Source organism: Sphingomonas flavalba (assembly GCF_047553045.1).
GTDB classification, from domain to species: domain Bacteria; phylum Pseudomonadota; class Alphaproteobacteria; order Sphingomonadales; family Sphingomonadaceae; genus Sphingomonas_L; species Sphingomonas_L flavalba_A.
In genome coordinates this window covers 2,288,475-2,312,985 of the sequence record NZ_CP180208.1, presented here as the reverse complement: position 1 = coordinate 2,312,985, position 24,511 = coordinate 2,288,475, and the positions used below count along the sequence as shown (strand labels likewise).

General features: G+C 64.7%; 21 protein-coding genes. 13 read left to right on the top strand and 8 right to left on the bottom strand.

Annotated features, from left to right (window positions below; genetic code table 11):
* Positions 1-19 precede the first annotated feature (19 nt).
* Positions 20-1,606, bottom strand: coding sequence for an aldehyde dehydrogenase family protein (locus ACMT1E_RS11055; protein WP_414900266.1), 1,587 nt, complete (start codon positions 1,604-1,606; stop codon positions 20-22).
* Positions 1,607-1,693: 87 nt separating this feature from the next.
* Between ACMT1E_RS11055 and ACMT1E_RS11050 the strand changes: the two genes are divergently transcribed.
* The 3 genes from ACMT1E_RS11050 (at position 1,694) to ACMT1E_RS11040 (ending at position 4,774) form a co-directional block, all read left to right on the top strand.
* Positions 1,694-2,860, top strand: a complete 1,167-nt coding sequence (locus ACMT1E_RS11050; RefSeq protein ID WP_414900265.1) for an acyl-CoA dehydrogenase family protein — start codon at positions 1,694-1,696, stop codon at positions 2,858-2,860.
* Positions 2,861-2,936: 76 nt separating this feature from the next.
* Entirely contained in the window at positions 2,937-4,016 is a 1,080-nt protein-coding gene (locus ACMT1E_RS11045) for an acyl-CoA dehydrogenase family protein (RefSeq protein ID WP_414900264.1), read from the top strand.
* A 35-nt stretch (positions 4,017-4,051) separates the two neighbouring features.
* A complete protein-coding gene (locus tag ACMT1E_RS11040; RefSeq protein WP_414903395.1) occupies positions 4,052-4,774 on the top strand; it encodes a TetR/AcrR family transcriptional regulator in 723 nt (240 codons plus the stop codon).
* A 39-nt stretch (positions 4,775-4,813) separates the two neighbouring features.
* Here ACMT1E_RS11040 and ACMT1E_RS11035 read toward each other — a convergent pair whose 3' ends face one another.
* Together ACMT1E_RS11035 and ACMT1E_RS11030 are read right to left on the bottom strand one after the other, a co-directional pair.
* Positions 4,814-6,259, bottom strand: coding sequence for an acyl-CoA reductase (locus tag ACMT1E_RS11035; RefSeq protein ID WP_414900263.1), 1,446 nt, complete (start codon positions 6,257-6,259; stop codon positions 4,814-4,816).
* Positions 6,256-7,686 carry a hypothetical protein gene (locus tag ACMT1E_RS11030; RefSeq protein ID WP_414900261.1) on the bottom strand — a complete coding sequence of 477 codons (1,431 nt, stop codon included), beginning with the start codon at positions 7,684-7,686 and terminating at the stop codon, positions 6,256-6,258. The genes ACMT1E_RS11035 and ACMT1E_RS11030 overlap by 4 nt, the downstream gene beginning before the upstream one ends.
* A 308-nt stretch (positions 7,687-7,994) precedes the next feature.
* Between ACMT1E_RS11030 and ACMT1E_RS11025 the strand changes: the two genes are divergently transcribed.
* From ACMT1E_RS11025 to ACMT1E_RS11000, 6 genes are all read left to right on the top strand, one after another.
* Positions 7,995-9,635: a GMC family oxidoreductase gene (locus tag ACMT1E_RS11025; RefSeq protein ID WP_414900260.1), complete on the top strand. Its 1,641-nt coding sequence runs from the start codon at positions 7,995-7,997 to the stop codon at positions 9,633-9,635.
* 65 nt (positions 9,636-9,700) lie between these two features.
* Positions 9,701-11,731 carry a thiamine pyrophosphate-dependent enzyme gene (locus tag ACMT1E_RS11020; RefSeq protein ID WP_414900259.1) on the top strand — a complete coding sequence of 677 codons (2,031 nt, stop codon included), beginning with the start codon at positions 9,701-9,703 and terminating at the stop codon, positions 11,729-11,731.
* A 10-nt stretch (positions 11,732-11,741) separates the two neighbouring features.
* Positions 11,742-11,972: a biotin/lipoyl-containing protein gene (locus ACMT1E_RS11015; RefSeq protein ID WP_414900258.1), complete on the top strand. Its 231-nt coding sequence runs from the start codon at positions 11,742-11,744 to the stop codon at positions 11,970-11,972.
* A 115-nt stretch (positions 11,973-12,087) separates the two neighbouring features.
* A complete protein-coding gene (locus ACMT1E_RS11010) occupies positions 12,088-12,984 on the top strand; it encodes an enoyl-CoA hydratase/isomerase family protein (protein ID WP_414900257.1) in 897 nt (298 codons plus the stop codon).
* Positions 12,985-13,011: 27 nt separating this feature from the next.
* Positions 13,012-13,467, top strand: coding sequence for a nuclear transport factor 2 family protein (locus ACMT1E_RS11005; RefSeq protein WP_414900256.1), 456 nt, complete (start codon positions 13,012-13,014; stop codon positions 13,465-13,467).
* Between the two features lie 62 nt (positions 13,468-13,529).
* Positions 13,530-14,327, top strand: a complete 798-nt coding sequence (locus tag ACMT1E_RS11000; RefSeq protein ID WP_414900255.1) for an enoyl-CoA hydratase/isomerase family protein — start codon at positions 13,530-13,532, stop codon at positions 14,325-14,327.
* A gap of 50 nt (positions 14,328-14,377) precedes the next feature.
* Here the strand turns inward: ACMT1E_RS11000 and ACMT1E_RS10995 are convergent, their stop codons facing one another.
* The 5 genes from ACMT1E_RS10995 to ACMT1E_RS10975 all read right to left on the bottom strand — a co-directional run bounded on the left by ACMT1E_RS10995 (position 14,378) and on the right by ACMT1E_RS10975 (position 20,458).
* Positions 14,378-16,015 (bottom strand): acyl-CoA dehydrogenase family protein, encoded by a 1,638-nt coding sequence (locus ACMT1E_RS10995; RefSeq protein WP_414900254.1) that lies wholly within the window; start codon positions 16,013-16,015, stop codon positions 14,378-14,380.
* Entirely contained in the window at positions 16,015-16,776 is a 762-nt protein-coding gene (locus tag ACMT1E_RS10990) for a MaoC family dehydratase N-terminal domain-containing protein (protein WP_414900253.1), read from the bottom strand. Before ACMT1E_RS10990 ends, ACMT1E_RS10995 begins: the two co-directional genes overlap by 1 nt.
* Positions 16,773-17,969, bottom strand: coding sequence for a CoA transferase (locus ACMT1E_RS10985; RefSeq protein ID WP_414900252.1), 1,197 nt, complete (start codon positions 17,967-17,969; stop codon positions 16,773-16,775). Before ACMT1E_RS10985 ends, ACMT1E_RS10990 begins: the two co-directional genes overlap by 4 nt.
* Positions 17,969-19,411 carry a 3-hydroxyacyl-CoA dehydrogenase gene (locus ACMT1E_RS10980; protein ID WP_414900251.1) on the bottom strand — a complete coding sequence of 481 codons (1,443 nt, stop codon included), beginning with the start codon at positions 19,409-19,411 and terminating at the stop codon, positions 17,969-17,971. The genes ACMT1E_RS10985 and ACMT1E_RS10980 overlap by 1 nt, the downstream gene beginning before the upstream one ends.
* 231 nt (positions 19,412-19,642) lie before the next feature.
* Positions 19,643-20,458: a FadR/GntR family transcriptional regulator gene (locus ACMT1E_RS10975; RefSeq protein ID WP_414900250.1), complete on the bottom strand. Its 816-nt coding sequence runs from the start codon at positions 20,456-20,458 to the stop codon at positions 19,643-19,645.
* 115 nt (positions 20,459-20,573) lie between these two features.
* Here ACMT1E_RS10975 and ACMT1E_RS10970 point away from each other — a divergent pair, with 115 nt between their 5' ends.
* The 4 genes from ACMT1E_RS10970 (at position 20,574) to ACMT1E_RS10955 (ending at position 24,500) form a co-directional block, all read left to right on the top strand.
* Positions 20,574-21,437: an SDR family oxidoreductase gene (locus ACMT1E_RS10970; RefSeq protein WP_414900248.1), complete on the top strand. Its 864-nt coding sequence runs from the start codon at positions 20,574-20,576 to the stop codon at positions 21,435-21,437.
* Between the two features lie 61 nt (positions 21,438-21,498).
* Positions 21,499-22,293, top strand: coding sequence for an enoyl-CoA hydratase/isomerase family protein (locus ACMT1E_RS10965; RefSeq protein WP_414900246.1), 795 nt, complete (start codon positions 21,499-21,501; stop codon positions 22,291-22,293).
* A 3-nt stretch (positions 22,294-22,296) separates the two neighbouring features.
* Positions 22,297-23,307, top strand: a complete 1,011-nt coding sequence (locus ACMT1E_RS10960) for an acyl-CoA dehydrogenase family protein (RefSeq protein WP_414900244.1) — start codon at positions 22,297-22,299, stop codon at positions 23,305-23,307.
* A gap of 14 nt (positions 23,308-23,321) precedes the next feature.
* Complete coding sequence (locus ACMT1E_RS10955) at positions 23,322-24,500, top strand: acyl-CoA dehydrogenase family protein (protein WP_414900243.1); 1,179 nt, start codon at positions 23,322-23,324, stop codon at positions 24,498-24,500.
* Positions 24,501-24,511: the final 11 nt, after the last annotated feature.

Genomic DNA, 24,511 nt, shown 5'->3' with positions numbered 1-24,511 from the left:
GACGAGATATGGCGTGGTTTCAAGCGGGCAGCGCGATCGATTTGGTCTCAAGATACTCTTCGAAGCCCTCGATTCCCCATTCCTTGCCGATACCGCTTTGCTTGTAGCCGCCGAACGGCAAATCGACCGCGATCGGCATGCCGCCGTTGATGCCGACCGATCCGGTGCGCAGACGGCGCGCGACGCGCATCGCGCGTTCGGGATCGCCGGTGCGGACCGATCCGGAAAGCCCGAACTGGCTGTCGTTGGCGATCCGCACCGCGTCGTCTTCGTCATCGAAGGGCATGACCACCAGGACCGGACCAAAAATTTCCTCGCGCGCGATCGTCATGGCGTTGCTGACATCCACGAAGCAGGTCGGTTCGACGAAAAAGCCGCTGCCGGGCCGGACCTTCCCGCCAGCTATGAGCCGGGCGCCTTCGGCAATACCCTGTTCGATATACCCCATCACCCGGTCGCGCTGCCGCGAGGAGATGACCGGCCCCATGACATTCGCCAAATCATCCGGATCGCCCCAGCGCGTGGCGTAGCCGGCATAGGCGGCGCTCAGCACGGTCACCGCCTCGTCATAGCGGGAGCGTTCCACCAGCAGGCGGGTAATCATCGCGCAACCTTGCCCCGCATGGAAGCAGACGATGGACCGCGCCACCGCCTGCGCAAAATCGGGTGCATCGGCGAACACGATTCCCGCCGACTTGCCCCCCAGTTCCAGGAACAGGCGCTTGAGCGTCGGCGCGGCCTTTTCCATGATTCTGCGCCCGACGGAGGTCGATCCGGTAAACGAGATAAGATCCACTCTGGGATCGGTGACGAGCATCTCGCCCAGCAGCGCCGGCTCGCTTCCCGTAACCACATTCAGCACACCCGGCGGAAAGCCGACCTCGGCGGCCAGCTCGCCCAGGATCGCGGCCATCAGCGGCGTGTCGGGCGCTGGCTTGAGCACCACCGTACACCCCGCGAGCAATGCGGGGACGACCTTGCCGACCGTGATGTAGAGCGGGACATTCCATGGCGTGATCGCGCCGACGACCCCGGCGGGCTCCTTCACCAGCAGGCGGCGGCTGGTCATGCCGAATCCGCTGGCGTCGCCCATGGGTGTTTCCCATTCGATCTTGTCGAACAGGGCAAAGAGCGGATCGAGAAAGCCGAGTGGGCCATCGACCTGAATGCTGCTTATGGCGCCCGGCGCGGCGCCAACTTCGTGGCGTGCGATCTCAGCCAGCCGGTGGCGGTTCGCCTTCAGCGCCAGGCCGAATGTGTGGACCAGATCACGCCGAATGGCGCGATTGGTCGACCAGTCGGTTTCGTCGAAAGCGCGCCGGGCCGCAGCGATCGCCGCGTCCATGTCCTCGGCTGTCGCATCGGCGGCGCGCCCGACGGTCTCGCCTGTCCAGGGGCTTATGTTATCGAACGATATGTCCCCGGTGGCGGGGCGGAGCACGCCGTCGATATAGAGTTTGGAATCGGGGAAGATCATTGTTGTATCCAGTTCAAGGGATGGCGGCTGCGACCGAAGCCGCGACAGGTGCCGGTTGTCACGATCGTCTTGCCAGCCATCCGTCCCGTTCTCCTGCGCGCCGCCCTTGCAGTTGCTATAGAGGTACATCTAATGCATCTTGCGTCAAGCGCCATGGATTGCGCGATGGTCAGTTTGCGCCGGACGGCCGGCGACGGAGCAGGGAAGGCAGCCAGAATGGCGCAGGAAGATTTCGACGACGGGTTCAACCTTCTGCTGGAAACGGTCGAACGATTCGTCGCCGAACGGCTCGTTCCGGCGGAAGAGCGTGTCGAGCAGGAGGATGCCGTTCCGGCGGAGATCATTGCCGAGATGCGCGAACTGGGCCTGTTTGGTCTGTCGATCCCGGAAAGCTATGGTGGCCTCGGTCTTTCGATGCGCCAGGAAGCACAGGTCATCCGCCGCCTCGGGCGGACATCCTTCGCCTTCCGATCGGTGATCGGCACGACAGTGGGCATCGGTTCGCAGGGAATCGTGATCGACGGCACCGAGGCGCAGAAACACGAATGGCTGCCGCGGCTTGCCGCGGGTGACGCGATTGCGTCGTTCGCGTTGACCGAACCGGACGCCGGGTCGGATGCGGCGTCGATCAAGACCTCCGCCCGGCGGGAGGGCGATGATTATGTCATCAACGGTACCAAGCGCTACATCACGAATGCGCCGCGCGCGGGCATGTTCACGGTCATGGCGCGCACCGATCCGTCGGTTCCCGGCGCCGGCGGGATTAGCGCGTTCATCGTTCCGGCAGGGATCGCCGGGATCAGCTTCGGCAAGCCCGACAAAAAGATGGGGCAGCGCGGGACGGTGACCTGTGACGTCATCTTCGAAGAATGCCGCGTGCCGGCCGACGCCATCATCGGAGGGGTGCCGGGGCAAGGCTTTCGTACCGCGATGAAGGTGCTCGACCGCGGGCGCATTCATATGGCGGCACTGGCCACGGGGATGTGCGAGCGCCTGCTGCAAGAATCGGTAAGCTATGCGGTCGAACGGAAGCAGTTCGGTCAGGAAATCGCCCGTTTTCAGCTGGTCCAGGGGATGCTGGCCGACAGTCGCACCGAGGCTTATGCGGCGCAGGTGATGGTGGAGGATGTCGCGCGGCGCTTTGACGCGGGCGAGCGGGTGACGGCGGAGGCTTCCTGCGCCAAATATTTCACCACCGAGGCGCTGGGGCGGATTGCCGATCGCGCGGTCCAGATTCACGGCGGCGCGGGCTACATGACCGAATATGCCGTCGAGCGTTTCTACCGCGATGTCAGGCTGCTGCGCATCTACGAGGGGACCAGCCAAGTGCAGCAGGTGATCATCGCCAAGTCGATGCTTCGCGAGGCCGGTTTGAAGGCCTGACCACGTCACGTCGGCGGAACCCGCCGAGCGATGCGTATCATGCCCCTGCCAGCGCCCATTGCGCAAAGGAATCATCATGTCGGTCGATTTCGATCTGAGTGAAGATCAACGTCATTTCCAATCGGCCGTTGAGGCCCTCCTTGCGGATTTGTGCACGCCGCAGCAATTGCTGACCACCTTCGACACGCCGGCGATGGACGCGGCGACCTGGCAGGGGCTGCAAGCGCTGGGCGTGCCCGGAATGATGATTCCGGAGGCGCATGGCGGCCTGGGGCTGCAGGCGCTCGATGCGGCCGTGGTGGCGGAAGTGATGGGCCGATTTGCTGCGCCTGCCGCCTTCGCCGAACATGTCGTCGGGGGCGCGGCCATCGTCGAAGGGGGAGGGGAAGCGCTGCGCGAACGCTGGTTGCCACCGCTGGCGGCGGGCAAGGCGCGGATCACGGCGTCCTTCCTCGAAGGTGGAGAAGCCTGGGCGCCAGACAGTTGGACCGTTGCGGCCGGACCACGCATTTCCGCCGTCCGGCCCCACGTGCCGTGGAGCGATGGCATGGATTTGCTGCTGGTCGGCCTGGCCGGAGGGCGGCTTGGCGTGGTCGAGGTCGATACGCCGGGCGTGACCGTCGAACCGGCCGCGGCGTTCGACCCTACGCACCGACTGGCGACCGTGCGGCTCGATAATGTGCCATGCACCGTGCTTGGCGGCGACCTGGCATTGGCCTGGCGATTGTTCGACCTGTGGTCGCTCCTGCTGGCCGCGGACGCCGTCGGTGGCGCGCAACGATGCCTGCGCGAAACCGTGGCGTTCGTCCAGGAACGGGTACAATTCGGCGTCCCGGTCGGGCGTTTTCAGGCGGTGAAGCATCAGCTTGCCGAGCTTGCTCTCCAGATCGAACCCCTGGCCGGCCTCTATTGGTATGCGGCCCATGGCTGGGACAATCATCTAACTGATTCTGCTATTGCTGCCGCACGTGCCAAGGCGCATAGTAGCGAGGTGTATGCGAACTCGGTCCGTCGATCGATCGAATTGCACGGCGGCGTCGGATATACGTGGGAATTCGGCACCCACATCTGGCTGCGCCGCAGCATTTTCGACCGGCAGTTTCTGGGAACGCCTGCGCGGCATCGCGCCCGGCTTGCGGAACTCTCCGGCTGGTGAAGGTGCACCAAAATAGAAAATGCCACTTGGAAAGGATGATCGCCATGGAAGTCAGCAGGAGTCCCTCTGCGCTTGATGCACGTCCTGCGAAGCGCGCACGACCGAACGCCGGCGGCCGTAGTAAGGGGCGCCCGCCTTCCATGATGGCAGCCGCGCAGGAACATGTTCTCTCGTCCCTGCTGAACGCGGCGAACACCTGCCTCGAAAAGGCCGACTCGTCCCGCATCACCGGCCGGCAGATCGCGGAGGTGGCGGGGGTCACCCAGGCGATGATCAACTATTACTTCAAGAGCAAGGAGGGGCTGCTCTCATCCTTGTTCGAACGCGATTATCAGGACCTGACCCGCAAGGTGAAGCAGTTCGAGCGCGATGTCGAAAACGGTGTGGTCGAGGGGCGTTCGATCGAAGACCTCATCGAATTGATGGAAGTTCATTTTCGGGAGCGCGCTGGCCTGCTCGTGCTGCTGCACAATGACGCGTTGCGCGACGGGTCGGTTGTCGGCGGCACCTATGTCGGCCGTCTCGCGAGCCGCTGCTATTCGATCGTGACCCGCACGATGGCGGCGATGATCCGCGACGGACGCTGCCGATCGGACGTTTCGGCCGAGCACGCGGCGTATATGGTCTGTTCGCTATGCACGATACCGGCCTTTCTGCAGCCGATCTTCGAGATGGCATTCACCAGCTCGGCCGACAGCGATGCGCACCGAGAACGCCGCCGGGCAATCGCGCGGATGCTTCAGCCTTGCAAGGTTTGACTGGACGGAAGGGGCATCGTGCCGCGTGCTCCTTCCGGCCTATTCGGGAATGCTGACGTCCTTCACCCATTTCAGCATGCGGCGTTCGGGCTCCATCCCGTCCTGTGGCCCCGATATGCCCAGCAGGGTTACGGCACCCAGCGAGATCAGATGCTGCGCCCCCTGAAGACCAAGCCGATCGCGGATGCGTTCCTTCAAAGACTGTGGATATACGCCGATCGTCTGGGTCGCGGCGTTTACGCGTTTCAGAATGTCTTCCAGCCGTTCGACCGGGACGATGTTCGCGGTCCGGCAAGCGAGCAGGTTGGAGAAGGATACGGCCTCGTCGGTCTGTGAGACGATGATCGCGCCACTGCGGTCATCCTTGCGGAAGACGCGGTACCAGTCGTCCTGTAGCTCCAGGCCCGCGATCTCTTCTTGCAATTCCGGCACGACGTATTTGGACGGGGTGCTCAACTGAGCATCGAGCTCCTGTAGCGCGTCGAAAACATGGCCGCCGAAACGGTTCAACCGTTCGCGTGCCTCATCGTCGTCGGGATCGCATTCGACATAGATGACGCGCGCGTTCGCACACGCCTCCTGATTATATGCGCCGATGTCGATCGCGGCGCGCGCCGCGACCTTGCGCATCGTGGCATCATCGGTCAGCGCCTCCTGGCCGATGATCGATGCGCTGTGCTTGGGGTCCAGCGTGATCAGGTCGATTCCGGGCCGCAGATAGCGGGTAATATGCTGGATCGAGGCATAGCCGCCCCAGGCAACGATCTTCTCGATGTTCCGCGGCGTGTAGATCCGGGATTCGACCTTTTCGTCGCCGCCTTTCCAGTACCCGACGGCAAGATGGCGGGTGACAGGGTGATCGGGATCGATATCGATCATCGTCTGAGCAATCGCGGTCGCCGTCAGGGGGTCGTTCGACGGCAACTTGATGATCGCGTCGCTGCGCGTGATCGCGTTGCGAAGGATCGTCGCGAACGCAACGCCTGGCGAATTGCCGGCGATAATGTGAACCGCGCGCGCGCCGAAAGCGCGGATCGCCGTTACGGCAGTGGGCGTTCGACCGATCTCGACCCATCCGTCGAGATAGGCGGAGCCGACCTGCGTTTCGATGAAACGGGTGATCGCGGCCTCGTCGAACATCACCGGCATGCGCCGGTACATGCCTTCAAGGATCGGCGCGGAAATGCCGGATGTAAGCCGGCTGACCTCATAGGCCCGCTGCATGTAGGCGTTGGTTTCCAGATCGAGTGCCCGCCCGACCTTCGCCATGAACGCGACGATCTCGCGTGACGTCAGTTTCTGGATATCGTCGAGGTCCGCTGCCTGCGCGACGAGCTTGTCGATATAACGGGTGATATCCGGCGCGCGGAAAGCCACGCCGCCCTGGCGCGCGCCGAATTGCTCGGTCGCGGCTTCTACAATCTTTCCGCGCAGGATGAGCGGGACGTCGAACGTATCGGTAATCTGCGTCGCGTCGTCGCTCATGCCGACGCCTCCTCGGCATTGGCACGCTCGATGAGATACTCGATAGCGCGTTCCTGGGCATCCGCGGCGCCGGCGCAGCTGATCTTGTCGTCGCCGCCTTCAAGCTCGGAAAAACGGCGGATGCTGTCTAGCGCATAGGCGCCGGTTCGGCCGCAAGCGCACGGCTGATCGTGCACCAGCGTGACCCGATCGCCGGTGACGAAGCCGCCCCAATAGCTTTCAGGCATCAGATCGAAGAATGCGAAGCGCCCGGTCTGCGTGCCGGTCCGCGGCAAGGGGGTGCCGGTGTCGACGTCCAGCAGGATCGAGACGAGCAGCGGGGAAGGGTGATAATGCCCTTCCGAGCACATGCGCATCCCGCTCATCGATTCCGTCATGCCATAGCCGATGTTGAGCGGGGCGCCCAGAAAGCGCTCGATCCGTTCGCGCCAGTCCGCCGGCGCGTCCATACCCTTTAGCCCCCCGCCGGACGTGAAGATGCTATTGGCGGCGAACATGCGCTCCAGCCCCTGCGCTTCGGCCACCTGGGTCCAGGCCCATAGATAGGGCACCACTGCCACCGACATGACGCGCTGGCCCCGGCAATTTTCGAGCATGAAGTCGAAAAATGCCTTTTGCTGCACTGCCACGCTGGACTGGCGATCGACCGACTCGCGGTATTTGCGGAGCAGATCGGGCGGGATGTCGAGGATGTCCAGTTCACCCCTTTCCTCGGCCGCGCGAACCCGGCCGGCGAGCGAGGAAACGTCGGCGCTCAGCATCTCCTCGTACATCGCGCGGCATGTGCCAGGCTCTCCAAACAGGCGGATATAGATGTCGAGCATGCGCTGGCCGATGTGGCGGCCGTACCGATAACTGGGATAGAGGATCGGGATTTTGGCCTCGCCGCGCAGCAGGTCGCCGACCAGATCCGGCTCGTCGCCATAACCCTCGAATACCTTGAGAGAGGCGCGCACAAACCGTTCCATTTCTCGCTTGTCGCGGGGAATGATCGAGAGCTTGCCCGTCGTGCCGGTGGAGTGCAGCACCGAGAGCGGCGTCTCGTTGTCCAGCAGTTCGAACCAGTCGTCGATCGAATGACAGTTGCTGGCGTCGATGTGCGAGAGGTCGTGCGCGGTCAGCGATTGAAGCCAGCGCGTCATCGCCTGGAACTTGCGTTTTTCCAGCAGCGAGAAGGGGTAGGATTTGTACGCGGTGTGCTGAAACAGCAGCGGCGCCGCGTCATCGACCGCCGCGATCTCATTGACGCCCTGGAGATCGGCCAGCTTGCCCAACGCCGCGATGCGTCCGCGCAGGTCCGCGAACCGCTGGCGCAGCAGTTCGAGTTGGAACGTCGCGACATCATGGGGTGAGAGCCGATAAAACGCATCGTTCGGCAGCGCCAGGACGCCATCGACGCCGAGTTCGATCAAGGGGCGTGTGCTCATTCAAAATCCTCCGCTGGGACTGCTCCCAGGCGCGACCCACAGGCGGATCCACTACATTCGAGCCAGGGCGTGCCGTCGCGGCGTATGCCGGATGCGCGTCACCGTCATCTTGCCGCGCAGCTATCGACGCCCCGTTTCGGGGCGCAATCGGCAAAATTAAATCGACCTGGGGGTGCCGCGGCCGGCGTGCGGCGCGCGGCCCTTTTAATATTGCGAATGGCCATGCCCGTCCGGAGCTAGGCATGGACTGGAGCAAGAACCGCCACCCTGATGCCGGGCGGCGATAGAGCGAACGTTCCAGAGGGCTCATGCGCGAGGGCGGATATGATTACATCATCATCGGTGCCGGTGCGGCCGGATGCGTTCTGGCGAACCGGCTGACTGCGGACGATCGCACGACCGTGCTCCTCATCGAAGCGGGCGGAGACGATCGCGTTTTCGGTCGTGGCCGCCCGAAATGGTTGAACACCCTTATCCACCTGCCCGCCGGTTTTTCCACGACGATGCATCATCCAGAGTTGACCTGGGGGTACAGGAGCGAAGCCGAGCCGGCGGCGGACGGGCGAATATTCGACGTGACGCGCGGCCGGGTGGTCGGGGGGTGTAGCTCGATCAACGGCATGCTCCATGTGCGCGGCACACGCGGCGACTATGACCGCTGGCGCGATGCCGGCTGCTCCGGCTGGGGGTGGGACGATGTGCTGCCATATTTCCGGAAGTCGGAACAGCAGCTGACAGGCGAAGACGAATGGGCCGGGCGCGACGGGCCGGTGCGGGTCTCGCAGGCAGAGCTGTTCCCGGTCATGCACCAGCTGCTTGACGCTGCCGAAGCCATCGGGCTTCCGCGTGCGGCGACCTTCAACGACGGTACGCAGTTCGGGGGCGGCCCCGCGCAGCTTTCTGTATATCGGGGGCGCCGTCAGTCGGCGTCGGTCGCTTACCTCGCATCTGCCCGCCGCCGCCGCAATCTGACGCTGCTGACCGGCGCTCAGGTGCGGCGGATCCGGTTCGAGAACGGACGCGCTACCGGTGTTGAGTTTGTGCGCGAACACTGTTCGGGCACCGCGCTCGCGCGCGCGGAAATTCTGTTGTGCGCCGGGGCGATCGGGTCGCCCCATCTGCTCAACCTTTCGGGGATCGGGGATGCCAGGCGGCTGCGGTCGCTAGGGATCAGGCCTTTGGTGAACCGGCCAGAGGTCGGTGAAAATCTGCAGGATCATTATTTCACCCGGATCGCCTGGCAGTTGGCGCCTCGGGTGCGCTCGCTCAACGGCCAGGCGCACGTCCCGCGCCTTCTTCTTGAGCCGCTGCGCTATCTTGCCACGCGCCGGGGCTTGCTCGCCACCGCCGCGGCGCAGGTGTTCCTCTATGCCAAGTCGCGCCCCGAAGAGGCGGAAGCCGATCTGCAATTCTCGGTCGCCCCGGCGAGCGTGGCGGACATGATGCCCGGCGTGCGGCGGATGCGGCCCGATCGGGCGCCGGGCATGACGATAGGGTCGTGCCATCTGCGCCCCCTGTCTCGCGGCCATGTACGCATCGTTTCGGCCGATCCGTCGTGCCAGCCGGCAATCCGGTTCAACTACCTATCCGCGGCGGCGGATCAGGAAGCCCATATCAAGGGGGTGCGGCTTGCGCGCCGACTGGCACGCCAGGCCGCGCTTGCGCCGGCAATCGTCCGCGAAAAGTCGCCGGGTCGAGAGGTGGTCAGTGACGAACAGATCCTCGCCTATGCGCGCGCCAGGGGCGGCACGGTCTATCATCCCGTGGGCACGGTGCGGATGGGCCGGGACGCGGCCAGTCCACTCGATCCTCAGCTTCGGGTGCGCGGTGTCGAAGGGCTGCGGGTTGTCGACGCCTCGATCATGCCGAACCTGGTGTCGGGCAACACGCACGCGCCGACTGTCATGATCGCCGAACGTGCGGCCAGCCTCATTCTGGCGCAGCGGTAATGGATTTCCCTCGTCGTGGTCATGGCATCGCCCTGACGGGTCGGCGGCTTTGGAGCTGAAATGTGATGACGAAGACCAATCTGGGGATCGACCCTGAAACGCTGAAGCGCATTTACGGCCAGATGGTGCGCATCCGAGCGGTCGATAAAGGCGTGCAAGCCGGGCTTTCGGCTGGCAGGTTCATGTTTTCCTATTGGCCGATGACCGGCCAGGAATGCATCCCCGCAACCATCGCCCAGCTAACCGATCGCCAAGATTACATGGTGACCACCTATCGCGGATTGCACGACCAGGTCGCCAAGGGCGTCGCGCTGGACGGGCTGTTCGCTGAAATGCTGGGTCGCGAGAGCGGTCTCAACAAGGGAAAGGGAGGGTCGCCGCATATTTCCGACCCGTCGTCGGGATCGATGGTGACAACCGCGATCGTGGGGGCGGGCGCGCCGATCGCCAACGGCCTTGCCTATGCGGCCCAGTTTCGCGGGGAACGGCGCGTCACCATCGTGAATTTCGGAGATGGGGCGACGAGCATCGGCGCTGTCCACGAGGCGATGAACCTGGCCGGGGCATGGAAGCTTCCGATCATCTTTATGTGTCAGAACAACAGTATAGCGGAATACACGGCGATCCCAGATTATACCGCGAGCAAGAATTTCGCGGCGCGGGCGGAGGCGCTGGGCTTTCGCGGCATCGTGCTGGACGGTAACGATCCGGTCGCGTTCCACACAGGCATGAAGCAGGTAATCGACGAGGTTCGCGAAGGTGGCGGGCCGGTGTTCGTTGAGGCGCTGACCTTCCGCATAGGGCCGCACGCCGGCGTTGGCGACAGCCCCAATCATACCAAGGAAGCCGTCGCCGCGGCCAAGGAACGGTGGCCGTTGCCGCGGACCCGCCAGTTGCTGATCGATACGGGCATCTGCGACGAGGCGGAACTGACGGCGCTTGAACAGACCGCCGAGACCGAAGTGGCCGAGGCGCTTGCCGCAGCGATGGCGGCGCCTGTTACGCCGGTGACCGACACCCTTATCGACGTGTTTGCGGACGTCGACGCCGTGCCGCAGCGCGGCCGCTACCCGGCGCGGGCCGATGAAGCGGTGCCATCCGGTCCCACGAAGCCAATGGCCCTGTTCGAAGCCGTTGCGGATGCGCAGCGGGTCGCGCTTGAAACCGATCCAGCGGTATGGCTGCTGGGCGAGGATGTCGGCGACCCGCATGGCGGCGTGTTCGCGACCAACCGCGGTCTGCAAACCAGGTTCGGAAACAGGATCCGCCCGACCCCGATTTCGGAGCAGGCAATCGTCGGCGCCGCGCTCGGCTCGTCGATCGTCGGCATGCGCCCGATCGCGGAGATCATGTTCTCCGATTTCATGGGGGTCTGCCTCGACCAGATCGCGAATCATGCGGCTAAGCAGCGCTACATGTCCGGGGCAGCGACTCATGCGCCGATGACCATCCGCATGGTCGTCGGCGGCGGACTGGGCGGGCTGGGTGCGCAGCATTCGCAGTCGCTGGAGGCGTGGCTGCTGCATACGCCCGGCATCAAGGTTGCTTTCCCCAGCAATGCGTTCGACGCGAAAGGGCTGCTGCTCAGCTGCATTTTCGATGAGGACCCCTGCGCCCATCTGGAGCCGCTTGGGGTGCTGCGCGGGCTGAAGGTCGACGTGCCGTTGGAAGACTATCGCATTCCACTCGGTGTTGCGAAGGTGAAGCGCCTGGGACGCGATATAACGCTGATCTCCTATGGCTGGGAGGTCAATCAGTGCCTCGCGGCAGCCGAGGAGCTCGCCAAGGAAGGCATCGATGCCGAGGTCATCGACCTCAGGACGCTGATGCCGCTGGACTATCACCGCGTCCTCGACTCCGTAAGGAAGACGCGCCGCGCGCTCGTTGTGCATGCCGCGGTCGAATTCTGCGGTTTCGGGGCGGAAATCGCGAGCACGGTGAACACCGAACTCTTCTCCGTACTGAAGGGGCCGGCGGGGCGCCTGGGCGGTGATTATGCGCCGATCGCCTATTCGTCCGACATCGAGAAACATCAGGTTCCGCGTGCCGCGTCGATCGCCGACTGCGTGCGCGCGATGATCAAAGCCCATCCATAGGAGTAAAGCCATGTCCACGATCCTGACCATCCCCAAGCTCGAAATGTCGATGACCGAGGCCGTGCTGGCCGAGTGGTCGGTGCCGGACGGCGCGACGGTAAGCCAGGGGGACGTCATCTATATTCTGGAGACCGATAAGACCGCGCGCGAGATCGAGGCGCCCGCAGCCGGCAAGCTGGTCCAAATGGCGGCAGCCGACGAAACTTATGAAGTCGGTACCAAGATCGGCGAGATCGTGTGACGGCGCACCGCCTGTCCGGGCGCCTCCATGGTCATGATCAGGCGCAAGATGATACGCTTGCGCCAATAGAGATACCTGTTTATACGGTCGGTCCGAATTCGAGCAAAGGCTGATCATGAGCGAAGCACCGGGGGACGCGCCGAAGGAGGATCTTTCGCAGTGCGTGCTGTATGAGATCGTCGAAGAGAATATTTGCAAGATCACGCTCAATCGACCGCACCGCCGCAATGCGATCATGACGCCCGTCATGAACGAAATGCTATACGATTATCTGGGAAAGGCGCAGGACGACGACGATGTGAAGGTCGTCGTCCTGGCCGGCAACGGACCTGATTTTTGCGCGGGGGAGGATACCACCCACGTGCCGGCCGAGGCACTCGGCCTGAAAAAGGGCGAGCGCCTGGGCCAGTCGCGCCGCATGCGCGGAATGCGCAAAACCTACGAGACGCTTCAGGACGGTTTCCTGTGGAGCGACAAGGTGGTCATCGGCGCCTGCCATGGCGCGGTGATGGGCGTCGGCTTCTCGTTCGCACTGGGGTGCGATCTGCTGATCGCCTCGACCGACGCCAGGTTCGCGCGGCGTCAGGCGCGGATGGGGTTCGCGGCATTCGACGCACAGATGCCGATCGCCATGCTGAAGCTGGGCATGAACCGGGCGATGGAAGTGCTGATGACCGGCCGTACCGTGACACCCGAAGAGTTAAAGGATTGGGGAGTCGCAAATTCGGTGGTCCCGCCCGATGAGCTTGAGGCGGAGGCGATGCGGTATGCCCGCGCGATTGCCGCGCTTTCGACGGACGGGCTGATGCTGGGCAAACGCGCGGTGCATCAGTTCCTGCATGGGGTCGGCATGGCCGGATTCCAGAATTTCGCCAGCATCGGCCATCCGCTGTTTACGAATCTGGTGTGGCGGGAAAACGAGTTCAATTTTCTGCGCGAGCGCAACGTCGACGGGAACAAGGCCGCCTGGAAGCGGCTGAACAAGATCTTCAGCGACCTCGGCTTCGACTGACAAAACCTAACGGCAAGGAGAGCGGCCATGGGAACTTCGGCGTCGATCGATCTACCCACCCTGATAGCGATGGAGGAAATCCGTCAGCTCAAGCATCGCTACGGTGCCTATGTCGATCAGGCGATCATGAACCCGACGCCGGAGCATGCCGCGCTGCTGGCGAGCGTGTTCGTCGAGGATACGGTCCTGAACTTTCCCGGCATGATGGGGCGGATTGAAGGTCGTGAAGCGATCATCCGCCTGTTCACCGAGGCGGTGCCGAAGGGGACGCGGCTATCGTGGCACAGCTTTCACAGCCCGGTGATCGACATTTCCGGCGATACGGCGCGGGGCAGCTGGACCATGCTCGCGCTGGTCGTCCGGCACGCGCAGACCACACCGGAACCGGTCAAAATCTATGGCCGCTACGCTGATGAATTTGTGCGGACGGATGACGGCTGGAAGATATCGCTGCTTCATTTCAACAAGGAAAGCGAAGGCTGAGCCGGGCGAAGCGTTCGGTCGACGAATGGGGACCGGCGGGCAGTGGGGGAAGGGCGGTGCGTTTGAAGGCGCTTGACGACATTCCCGGCGAACATGGCATTGCGCTGGCACAGGATGGCGGGGTGCTGGTGGTCGCGCTTGATAACCAGCCGCGGCTCAACGCCTTGTCGTCGGTAATGCTGCATCGGCTGGCGGCGATCTTCGAGCGCGTCCGCGACGACACGGCCGTCCGGGCGATCGTGATCACCGGCAAGGGCAAGGCGTTCTGCGCCGGCGCCGATGTCGGAGATCTGCCGCACGGCACCGGTTTCGACCGCCACGACGCCATTCGGCCGATGACGAAGTTCACGCCGCGCCACGCCAAGGTTTTCAAGCCCGTCATCTGCGCCGTCAACGGCATCTGCGCGAGCGCGGGTCTTCATTTCGTCGCTGACAGTGACATCGTGATCGCGTCCGAACAGGCGCAGTTCCTCGATACGCATATGGATGTGGGGCAGGTCTGTGCGATCGAGCCGATCGGCCTTTCGCGCCGGGCGCCGCTCGGGCCGACCCTGCGAATGGTCATCCTGGGCCGTGCCGAACGGCTGGATGCGCGGGGCGCGCTTGCCGCGCATCTTATCTCGGAGATCGTGCCGCAGGATCAACTGTTCGAGCGTGCGATGGCGCTCGCCCACCAGGCCAGTCAAGCCTCGCCCGCGGCGCTCCAGGCATCGCTTGAAGCGATATGGGAATCATTTGAGCTGTCGTTGGAGGATGCCTATGCCCAGGGCTGGGCGCGGCTCGTGCGGCATCGTGCGCATCCGGACGCGACGGAAGGGCCGCGCGCATTCATGGAAAAGCGCCCGCCCGTCTGGTCTTGATCGCCGAGGGCGGGCCAGGGCCTGACCGGCCAGGACCCACTCGCCGTGCCTCAGGCAATCAGGCCGCGCGCGATCACCTGTGCCTGGATTTCGGCCGCGCCTTCGAAGATGCTGAGGATCCGGGCGTCGCACAGCAGGCGGCTCGCCTCATATTCCAGCGCATAGCCATTGCCGCCGTGGATCTGCAGGCACTGGTCGGCATTGCTCCAGGCGACACGCGCGCCGAGCAGCTTGGCCATGCCCGCCTCGATATCGCAGCGTTCGCCCTTGTCCTTCTGGCGGGCCGAGGCATAGGATAATTCGCGCGCGATCACCGTCTCTACGATCATCAGCGCCAGCTTGTCCGAAATGCGCGGGAAGTCCGCCAGCTTCTTGCCGAACTGGCGGCGGTCGAGCGCATAGCGCAGCGCGCAGTCGACGGTGTTCCAGGCTACCCCCACGGCGCGAGCCGCGGTCTGGATTCGCGCGCTTTCGAATGTCCGCATCAGCTGCCGGAACCCAAGGCCGCGGGTTCCGCCCAGCAAGGCTTCGGGCGCTACGGGAAAATCGTCGAAACTCAGCGCATATTCGCGCATGCCGCGATAGCCCAGAACCTTGATTTCGCTGCCTTCAAGGCCGTCGTCCGGAAAATCCGCCCCGTCCTGCCGCCGCGCTTTCGCCGCCAGAAACATCGACAGGCCGTTATGGCCGGGCTGATCGGGTTCGGTCCGCGCAAGGACAGTCATAAGGTCGCTTCTCGCGGCGTGCGTGATCCAGTTCTTGGCGCCGGTGATCCGCCAGTGGCCGCCCTCGGTTTCGATGGCGCGAGTCTTGAGCGCGGCCAGATCAGACCCGATGTCGGGTTCGGTGAACACTGCGGTCGGCAGGATGCGGCCGCTCGCGATGCCGGGCAGCCACTGCCGCTTCTGCGCCTCGGTGCCGGAATGTGCGATCAGTTCGCCGGCGATTTCCGATCGTGTGCCGAGCGAACCGGCCGCAATCCAGCCGCGGCTCAGCTCCTCGGATACGACGCACAGCGCAAGCTTGCCCAGCCCCAAGCCGCCATATTCGGGGTCGATACAGACGCCGAACACGCCGAGATCGCCCATCTCCGCCACGATCGCGTCAGGGATCAGATCGTCGGCAAGGTGCCATTCGTGCGCGTTGGGCGCGATCCTCGCGCGGACAAAGCCGCGGAACTGATCCCGGATCATGTCGAGCGTTTCGTCGAGCGTCTCGCTGGGCATCTCGCCGCCGACCGCGCGGTCCACCAGCGCCTTGCGCCGCTGCGGCTGATTGCCGATCGCGATCAGCGTCGTGACGGCATCGTCGCCCGCCAGCACGGCCGCCGCCTGGGCGATGCCCAGATCCAGTGGCCGCACGAATTCGGTCTGGCTCATCGGAATGGCGGTGCCGAGCTGAGCGAGATATTCGCCGAAGCCGATCTGCAACACCGCCAGGTCAATGTCGCGCAGCGCGCCGGATCGGGTGATGCGATCGGCCCACCCGTGCAGCGCGTGAAGCGCCGCCACCACCGTGGCGATCCACGCATAGCCGTGCACGGCGCGCTGGCGCTCTATCAGCAGGACGGGGTCGATCCGTCCTTCGCGCATGATCAACGCGCGTGCGGCGCCTTGGGCTTCACCGGCATAACGATCCGCCGCCTTCAGCGCCGCGCGCGTCGCCGCCAGCATGTGCTCCTGGTCCATCAGTCTATCCATTCGGCTTGCGCATCCATGGCGACGACGCCGTCGCAGCGCACGGCGCGGCAGCGGCCATCCTTGTCGATTTCAAGGCGCACCGGCTGCCCCGCGAATAGCGGCGCCTGTGCGCGGAAGCTGAATCCGGCCAACGGCGCCCGCTTCGCGGCAAGCATCGCCAGGCGTGCGGCCGTCAGCGGCCCATGCACCACCCGTTCCGGATATCCCTCGACCGTGCGCGCATATTCCAGATCATAATGGATGCGGTGCGCGTTGAACGTCGCCGCTGAAAAACGGAACAGATCGACTGCATCGGGGCACCAGTCGTACTTATCTGCGATCACTTCCGGCAGCGGCAGGGGCGGACCGTGATCGAGGAACGCGAAGGTCCGGTTTTCGATTACGCAGGTTTCACCGTTCTGGCGGATAGTCCGTTCGACATCCATCAAGGTAAACGCACCCTGCTTGCCGGGCCTGACTCGCTGATCGGCGATGCGCTCGCTCATCTCTGCCTCCCGGTCGACGATGAGCGGCGCCAGAAAGCGGATCCGGGCCGATGCGAACATGCGCCGCGCCCGGCCAGTCGCGGGCAGCACACGGCCCGGCGCGGGGTGCCCGTCCGGTCCCAGATCGGCCCCCTCCACCATGTCGGGAAACCACGCCCAATGGGCGAGCGCCGGCGGATTCGTGTCGATATCCAATGTTCCGCCACTGGCGATGGCAAACCGGCGCAAGCTTTCGCGGTCAAGCAATTGGCGGCGCAGCGTCATGCGACGACCCCGCGGTCATGCAGCCCGGCGATTTCGCCTGAACTCAGGCCCAGCAGCGACACCAGCACCTCATCGGTATTCGCTCCCAAACGCGGCGCCGGTTGGCCTGGCGCGCGCCATCCGCCGAACGCGCCGGCGAATCCGGCGGTCGGATATCTGCCGGCAGGGTGCGAAACGTCGGTAAAGAGAGGATTGTCGGCGACGAGGCCGGCGGGGTCGGTGACAGCCTCGGCCATCGTTTGATATGGCGCCCAGCACATGCCCGCCTGATCGAGCGCCGGTCCGAGCGTTTCGAGCGTGCGTTCGCCTATTGCGCGCGCGAACAGCGGGATCAATCGATCGCGAAGCCGATAGCGCGCGCCCTCGTCCCGTTCGAAACTGACATTATGTTCGGCTTCGATCGCGCCGACCGCTTCGTTCAGGCCGAGCTGGCCGACCAGGCCCGTCCACTGCCGCGGCGTGATTGCGACGATCATTATCGTTTGGCCGTCCGCGGTCGCGAAGTCGCGCCCGAACAAGCCGTACAGATCGTTGCCGGCGCGGGGACGGGCCGGCGCGCCGCCTGTCACCTCGCCGACCATGCCGAGCATGCCGAGCGTCGCCGCCGCAACGTCGGAAAGCGCAAGCCGTATCTCATGTCCGCCGTGTCCGGAGTCGCGCGCGCGCAGTGCGGCAAGCAAGGCGAACGCCGCCTGCGCGCCGGTCAGCAGATCCCAGGCCGGCAGCACGTGATTGACCGGGCCCGTTGCATCGAGCGGGCCGGTCAGCAGCGGAAAGCCGGTTGCGGCATTGACGGTGTAATCGACGGCCTGGCGGCCGTCCGGCCACCCCATCACGCGAACCGAGATGAGGTCGGCCCGAAGGGCAATCAGCGCCTGATGCGCCAGAAAACCATCCGCCGGATAATTGGTGACGAACAGTCCGTCACCCGCCGTGGCCAAACGCTGCGCCAGCGCACGGCCCTCCGGGTTGCGCAGGTCAACCGCGATCGACTTCTTGCCCTTGTTCAGGCCTTCCCAATATAGGCTGCCCCCGTCCGGCGCGAGTGGCCATCGCCCATAATCCGGCCCGCCGCCGATCGCATCGAACCGGATCACTTCTGCGCCGAGCTGGGCGAACATCAACGCGCAGCTTGGGCCGGCGACAAAAGCGGCCCCCTCGACGACCCGCAGCCCATGCAGGGGTGGTTGCATCAATCGGCCTCCCGGATCGACCGGTTCAGCAACGCGCGGCGACGCAGCCACAGGCTGGGACGGTAACGATCTGAACCGGACACTGCCTGCAGGTTCTGCAGGATCTCGAGGACGGTCGCGGCGCCCAGCTTCTCGACGATTTCGAACGGGCCGAGCGGATAGTTCTGGGCAAGCTTCATTGCGGTATCGATATCATCGGGCGTGCCGATGCCGATCTGCGCCATCTCGCAACCCAGATTGGCGATCATCGCCAGCACCCGCTGCAGCACGAAGCCAGGCGAGTCGCCGATAACTGCAACCCGGTAGCCTTGCTGACGCAGCCATGCCGCGCATGATGCGATCGCCTGCGCTCCACCCAGCGGCGCGGTCAGCGTAACATGATCGCGGTCGATCCCGGTCAGGTCGATTGCCACCACGCGCGCCGGATCAAGCCCCAGTCTGGCGGTAATCGAGGCGGCATCCTCGCCCAGTGGCGTGACGAGCACGGTTTCGGCATCGTCGTGATGCGCGTCGGCGAAGCCGCGCAGACTTGCGAGCGCGGCGCCACCGGCCGGCGCGCGGAAACGGAATGCGGCGGGCTGCCCGGCCGGCTCCTCAACCGCCGCCGGGCCGGGCGCCGCCGGCGCGGCGGAATAGTCGTGAAATCCCAGCCCGGTCTTTCGCCCGAAACGGCCGGCATTGAACATTGCTGCGTGCAACGGGGTGGTTCTGATCCGTGGATCGTGCTGATAGCCCTCGTAAATGAACGACGTGGCGGGAAAATTCACGTCGATCCCGGTGAGGTCCATCAGTTCGAACGGCCCCATGCGGAAGCCCGCCCCATCGCGCAGGATCGAGTCGATCGTGGCGGGGTCGGCAATGCGTTCCTCGGCCGCGTGCAGTGCTTCGGTGGTATAGGCGCGGCCGCCCAGATTAACCAGAAAGCCTGGGCCATCGCGCACGGTGACAGGAACTTTGCCAAGCTGCCGAGCCAGGCTCACCGCCGCTTCCTGAACCGCCGGATCGATCCCGGGATGCACGATCACCTCGACGAGCTTCATGATGGGAACGGGGTTGAAGAAGTGCAGACCGCAGACCCGGTCTTTGCGGCGGCAATCGCGCGCAATGGCCGCAACCGACAGCGATGACGTGTTGGTCGCCAGTATCGTATCGTCGCGCACGATCCGTTCGAGATCGGCGAAGAGGGTTTGCTTGACGGCGAGCTGCTCGATCACCGCCTCGATGACGACGTCGGCGGGCGCCACGTCGACAAGCTGTGGTGCAAGCGTCAGCCGCTGGTCCGCATCCTCGACGAACCCGGCCGGATGAACGCCCTTTTCGACCAGTCGCTTCAGGCGGGCGAGGATCGAGTCTCGCGCTGCCTCGCGCGCGGCGTCGGCGAGGTCGTGCAGAATGACCGTTACGCCCGCCGACAAAGCCACCTGGGCGATCCCGGAACCCATGGCGCCGGCCCCGATGACGGCGATCGTCCGTATCGTCATGGCAGCAAACCCTGGGCCGGCGCCGGCGACTCGGGGGCGTGTCGCACGATCACCAATGCAGGGACGGGCGCCAATGCAGGAACGGGACCCCGGCCGCCCGGCTGCGATCGGAGTGGATTGGAAAGAATGTGCATCTGGCCTCCTGCCGGGGCGAATAATAGATATACCTCTTTCCGGCAAGGGGACGAAAGATTAGGTGGCCGTCGCCGCTTTCGCCTTGGACCGCCTGCGCTGGGGCACCGGCTTCGGTGCCGCGGCCGACGCGAAGCTGCGTCCGACCAAATCCTCGCCGATCCATTCCGCCACGGTGTCGGAGCAGCGGCGGGCCGCCACCAGCGCGATTTCTTCGTCGCCTTCGAGGATCGCCTGCGCCATTTTGTCGCGCCATTCGCGATACAGCGCCACGCGGTCCGGCCGGCCCTTCAATACGTCGTCGCCCCGCTGCATGCGCGCGGCGAAATCGTAGAGGATGCTGAGGAACAGCGTGATGACCTTGTTGCCGCTAAGGTCGCCGAGCAAGCGTCCGAAATCGCGCTCGCTACGCAGGAAGTCGCGATAGCTCTCACCCTCTCGCGCCGCTTCCCGTGCGAGAAACTCACGCAATTTGTCGAGCAGGGACGGATCTTTGCATTGCGTGGCCAGCGAAACGATCTCCATGCGCAGCGGGCGCATTGTGGCGATGATTTCGGCCAGCCCCGCCTGATGCGCGCGCAGGTAAAGCGCGGCAATGCGGCTTACTGTCATCGTATCCGGCTTGCAGGCGAAGAAGCCGCCGCCGACGCCCCGGCGGATCGTGATAAGGTTTTCCTGCTGCACCAGGGCCGAGGCCTGGCGCATCGTCGGCCGGCTGACGCCGAGATGCGCGATCAGTTCTTCCTCGGAGCCGATGAAGTCGCCATTGTCCCGCGCCAGTGCCAGGGTGCGCAGCTTCTCGGCGGCGCGATCGACGACGGAAACGGTGTCGCTCGGCCTTGAGGATCGGGTGCTGGACATCGGGAACTCCGGCAAGAGATATTAAAATTGATGTAGCTGATCCCGGTGACGGGGGCGTGCGGATCTTGTCATAGCGCGCCCCTGATTTATGGGAAAGTATTCTGAATCTGAAAAAAGAGATATCTCAATAATGAGCGATGCGTCGCTGCAGGGCAGAACCATCTTCGTCTCTGGCGCAAGCCGCGGAATCGGTCTGGCGATCGCCCTGCGCGCTGCCCGCGACGGCGCCAATTGCGTCATCGCGGCGAAGACCGCGGAGCCGCACAGGCATCTGCCCGGCACGATCTTCACCGCGGCGGAGGCGGTCGAGCGGGCGGGGGGCCAGGCGCTGCCGGTCCTGCTTGACGTGCGCGACGATCTGGCGATCGAGCGCGCGTTCATGCAGGCCGCCGACCGGTTCGGGGGCATCGACATCCTCGTCAACAGCGCCTCGGCCATCTCGCGCGCGCCGGTGACCGAGACCGAGCCCAAACGCTACGACCTGATGCATGACATCAACGCGCGCGGAACATTCATGATGTCGCGCGCGGCGGTTCCCTATCTGCGCAGATCGACCAATCCGCATGTGCTCACGCTGTCGCCGCCGATCAATCTCCAGCCGCGCTGGTTCGGCGGGAGCGTCGCCTACACCATGTCGAAATACGCGATGTCGATGACCGTGCTGGGCATGGCCGAGGAGTTCGGCGCGGAGGGTATCGCCTTTAACGCGCTGTGGCCGCGTTATGGCATCGCCACGGCCGCAATCGAATTCGCCGCGGCCGATGCCGGCCAGCTCCGGCTGTGCCGCACGCCGGCGATCATGGCCGACGCGGCGCACAGCATTCTGGTTCGCCCGGCCCGCGAGTGCAGTGGCAACTTCTTCATCGACGACACGGTTCTGCATGCGGCGGGCGTCCGCGATCTCGCACGTTATAAAGTCGATCCGGAGGCGCGGACGCTCCGGCCCGGCCTGTATTTGCCGGACGACGATGTGGCGCCGCCTGGCGCGGTCTAGCCGCGGCCTTGTTCGTCCCGGATGAAAGAGATAGATGATTTGCGCGAAAAGGGGCCATGGTATGAGTTCGCCAACAACGGAAATTCTGGTCGAGGATGACGGTCCCGTCAGGATTGTGACGCTCAATCGCCCCGACCGGAAGAACGCCTTGTCGCGCGCGATGCTCGATGGGCTTGCGCCGGTGCTTACCGCCGCGCGCGACGACGCGGTGGTGCGGGCGATCGTTATCACCGGTGCCGGCGACGCCTTTTGCGCGGGCGCCGATGTCGGCGCGGTCAGGAAGCTGGCGGATACGGCGGACGGCGCCACGCACGACATGCCGTTGCTGACGCCGCGCCATTGCCGCGTTTTCAAGCCGACGATCTGTGCCGTAAATGGCCTGTGCGCGTCCGCCGGACTGCATTTCGTTGCCGATTGCGACATCGTCATCGCCAGCGACCGCGCGCAATTTCTCGATACCCACGTCGATGTCGGGCAGGTTTGTGCGATCGAGCCGATCGGTCTTTCGCGCCGGATGCCGCTCGGGCCGATCCTGCGCATGGTCATCCTGGGGCGTGCCGAACGCCTGGACGCGCAACGGGCCCTTGAACTTCACATGGTATCGGAAGTGGTGCCGCACGATCAGCTTCTCGAACGGGCGCTGCAACTCGCGCATATCGCCGCCCGCGGGTCGCCGGCGGCGATGGAAGCGTCGCTCAGGGCGATCTGGGATTCGCTCGAGCATCCACTCGAAGAGGCCTATCGGCGCGCCTGGATAGACCTGGTCAAGCACCGCCAGCACCCCGACGCCGTGGAAGGGCCGACCGCTTTCTTCGAGAAGCGTCAGCCGGTCTGGTCCGTCGACAAGGCGGATTGACCGATGGATCTGTTGCTCGATTCCGAACAGGAAATGATCCGAGATACGGCGGCGGGGCTGCTGGCGGAGATGCAGCCGGTTGCGCGGCTTCACGACGGCGAGGAAGCGTTTTCGGATGCGCTTCGAGGCCGGATGGCGGAAAACGGATGGCTCGGCATCGCGCTGGATGAGGCGGTGGGCGGTGTCGGTTATTCCGTTGTCGAGGAGATGCTCATCTTCCGAGAAGCCGGGCGTGTACTCGGCGTGGCCGGTATGCTGCCGGTCGTGCTGGCCGCGCATGTGGCGGCGGAAGCCGGTGCCGCGCCACTCGTGCGGGAACTGGTGGCGGGCCGGCATGAGGTGGCGCTGGCGGTTGCTACAGGCCCTGTGTCGACCGAGGGGGCGCAACTGAGCGGCGCCTTTCGGCTGTTCGCCGCGCGTGACGCGCGGATGGCGGTGTGGGTTGGCGAGCAAGGGGCGGCGCTGTTCGATCTGAACGGCGTGGAGGCGGCGCCGCGCCTGTCGCTGGACAGGTCGGTGGCGACTCTGGACATTGCGCCGGCGGGGGCAACGGTGCTCGCCGCCACCGCGACGTCAGCGGCGATGCTGCGCGGCCGCGTGCTTGCCGCCGCATTCCTGCAAGGCGCGTCGGAGGCGATGCGCGACATGATCGTCGAATATGCGAAGGTGCGCCATACCTTCGGCCGGCCAATCGGCGCCTATCAGGCGGTGCGGCACCCATGCGCGGAGATGGCGCTGCGATCCGAAGCGGCGCGGTGCCAGTTGTTCGTCGCTGCGCTTGTCCTTCGCGACGGGCGCCACGATGCCGCCTTGCAGGTCGATGCGGCAAAGCTGCTCGCGAATGGTGCCGCGGTGAAGAACGCGGACAGCAACATCCAGCTGCACGGCGGCATCGGCGTGACCGATGAGCATGACGCGCAGCTTTATCTCAAACGCGTGCATCTGGTCGCGCGCTGGCTGGGTGGTGACAAACATCTGCTTCGGCGGCTCGTCGACCATCCGATTCACGGCTGAGGAAGGGCAGGGACATGGATATCGCTCTCGCGCCCGAAGACATCGCGTTTCAGGAAGAGGCGCGGGCATGGCTGATGGCGAACAAGCCAACCGAGCCGCGCCCGATCGACGGCAAGGATGCCGCCGCGTTTGACAGGGCCTGGCAGCGGACGCTGTTTGACGGGGGATGGGCCGGGGTTCACTGGCCCAGGCAATTCGGCGGACGTGGCCTGTCGGGCTTTCACCAGGCGATCTGGTATGAGGAACTGGCGAGGACCGGCGCGCCGCCATACAATAACGCCACGTTCATCGCGCTCATGCATGCCGGACCCACGCTGATCCAATGCGGCAGCGACGCGCAGAAGGCCGATCATCTTCCCCGCATCCTGAAGGGCGATTCGCTCTGGAGTCAGGGTTTCTCCGAACCGGGGGCCGGATCGGATCTGGCGAACATCTCGACCACCGGCGAGATCGACGGCGATCATCTGGTCGTCAACGGGCAGAAGATGTGGACCTCGATCGGGCTGTATTCCGATTACCAGGAACTGCTCGTTCGGGTCGAACCAGGGTCGAAGCGCCATCACGGGCTGGCCTGGCTGATTTGCGACATGAGAACGCCGGGGATCGAGGTGCGCCCGATCAAGATCATGACGAACGAAAATGCGGTCAACATGGTCTATTACGACAATGTGCGCATCCCGCTGTCCAATATGGTCGGCAAGATCGGCGAAGGGTGGAAGGTCGCGATGTCGACCCTCTCTTTCGAACGCGGCACGGGCTTCATCGGCGATCAGCTCGCATTGCTGGAGCGCGTTGAAGCGGTGATCGCGATGGCGCGCAAGACCAGGCTCGAAACCGGCAGGCTGGCGATCGAAGACGATGACATCGCCTACCGCCTCGGGCGCATCAAGGCGGAGACCGTCGCGATCCGCGCCATGACCCTGTCGACGATCAGCGAGATTGAGCGGCGTGGCGCGCCCGGCGCCGAAGCGTCGATCATGAAGCTGCTCATGACAACCACCTACAAGGCATTGAGCGAGGTGGCGGCGGAAGTGATGGGCTGGAGCTTCTTCGAATATGGCGACCATCGCAGCACCAATCCGTGGACCTATCACTTTCTGTACAGCTGGGTGCTGACCATTGCCGGCGGCAGTTCGGAGATCCAGCGTGAGATCATCGCCGACCGCATCCTCAACCTCCCGCGGGCGCGCTAGGCGCGCCGCGA

Excerpts from the sequence above, each read along its gene's own strand:
- ACMT1E_RS11015 (WP_414900258.1), top strand. The coding sequence starts at position 11,742 with ATGTCCACGATCCTGACCATCCCCAAGCTCGAAATGTCGATGACCGAG.
- ACMT1E_RS10970 (WP_414900248.1), top strand. The coding sequence starts at position 20,574 with ATGAGCGATGCGTCGCTGCAGGGCAGAACCATCTTCGTCTCTGGCGCA.
- ACMT1E_RS11055 (WP_414900266.1), bottom strand. The coding sequence starts at position 1,606 with ATGTACCTCTATAGCAACTGCAAGGGCGGCGCGCAGGAGAACGGGACG.
- ACMT1E_RS10995 (WP_414900254.1), bottom strand. The coding sequence starts at position 16,015 with ATGGACCAGGAGCACATGCTGGCGGCGACGCGCGCGGCGCTGAAGGCG.
- ACMT1E_RS11030 (WP_414900261.1), bottom strand. The coding sequence starts at position 7,686 with ATGAGCACACGCCCCTTGATCGAACTCGGCGTCGATGGCGTCCTGGCG.
- ACMT1E_RS11050 (WP_414900265.1), top strand. The coding sequence starts at position 1,694 with ATGGCGCAGGAAGATTTCGACGACGGGTTCAACCTTCTGCTGGAAACG.
- ACMT1E_RS10965 (WP_414900246.1), top strand. The coding sequence starts at position 21,499 with ATGAGTTCGCCAACAACGGAAATTCTGGTCGAGGATGACGGTCCCGTC.
- ACMT1E_RS10980 (WP_414900251.1), bottom strand. The coding sequence starts at position 19,411 with ATGGGTTCCGGGATCGCCCAGGTGGCTTTGTCGGCGGGCGTAACGGTC.
- ACMT1E_RS10990 (WP_414900253.1), bottom strand. The coding sequence starts at position 16,776 with ATGACGCTGCGCCGCCAATTGCTTGACCGCGAAAGCTTGCGCCGGTTT.
- ACMT1E_RS10985 (WP_414900252.1), bottom strand. The coding sequence starts at position 17,969 with ATGCAACCACCCCTGCATGGGCTGCGGGTCGTCGAGGGGGCCGCTTTT.
- ACMT1E_RS11045 (WP_414900264.1), top strand. The coding sequence starts at position 2,937 with ATGTCGGTCGATTTCGATCTGAGTGAAGATCAACGTCATTTCCAATCG.
- ACMT1E_RS11010 (WP_414900257.1), top strand. The coding sequence starts at position 12,088 with ATGAGCGAAGCACCGGGGGACGCGCCGAAGGAGGATCTTTCGCAGTGC.
- ACMT1E_RS10960 (WP_414900244.1), top strand. The coding sequence starts at position 22,297 with ATGGATCTGTTGCTCGATTCCGAACAGGAAATGATCCGAGATACGGCG.
- ACMT1E_RS11020 (WP_414900259.1), top strand. The coding sequence starts at position 9,701 with ATGACGAAGACCAATCTGGGGATCGACCCTGAAACGCTGAAGCGCATT.
- ACMT1E_RS11025 (WP_414900260.1), top strand. The coding sequence starts at position 7,995 with ATGCGCGAGGGCGGATATGATTACATCATCATCGGTGCCGGTGCGGCC.
- ACMT1E_RS11040 (WP_414903395.1), top strand. The coding sequence starts at position 4,052 with ATGATCGCCATGGAAGTCAGCAGGAGTCCCTCTGCGCTTGATGCACGT.
- ACMT1E_RS11035 (WP_414900263.1), bottom strand. The coding sequence starts at position 6,259 with ATGAGCGACGACGCGACGCAGATTACCGATACGTTCGACGTCCCGCTC.
- ACMT1E_RS11005 (WP_414900256.1), top strand. The coding sequence starts at position 13,012 with ATGGGAACTTCGGCGTCGATCGATCTACCCACCCTGATAGCGATGGAG.
- ACMT1E_RS10955 (WP_414900243.1), top strand. The coding sequence starts at position 23,322 with ATGGATATCGCTCTCGCGCCCGAAGACATCGCGTTTCAGGAAGAGGCG.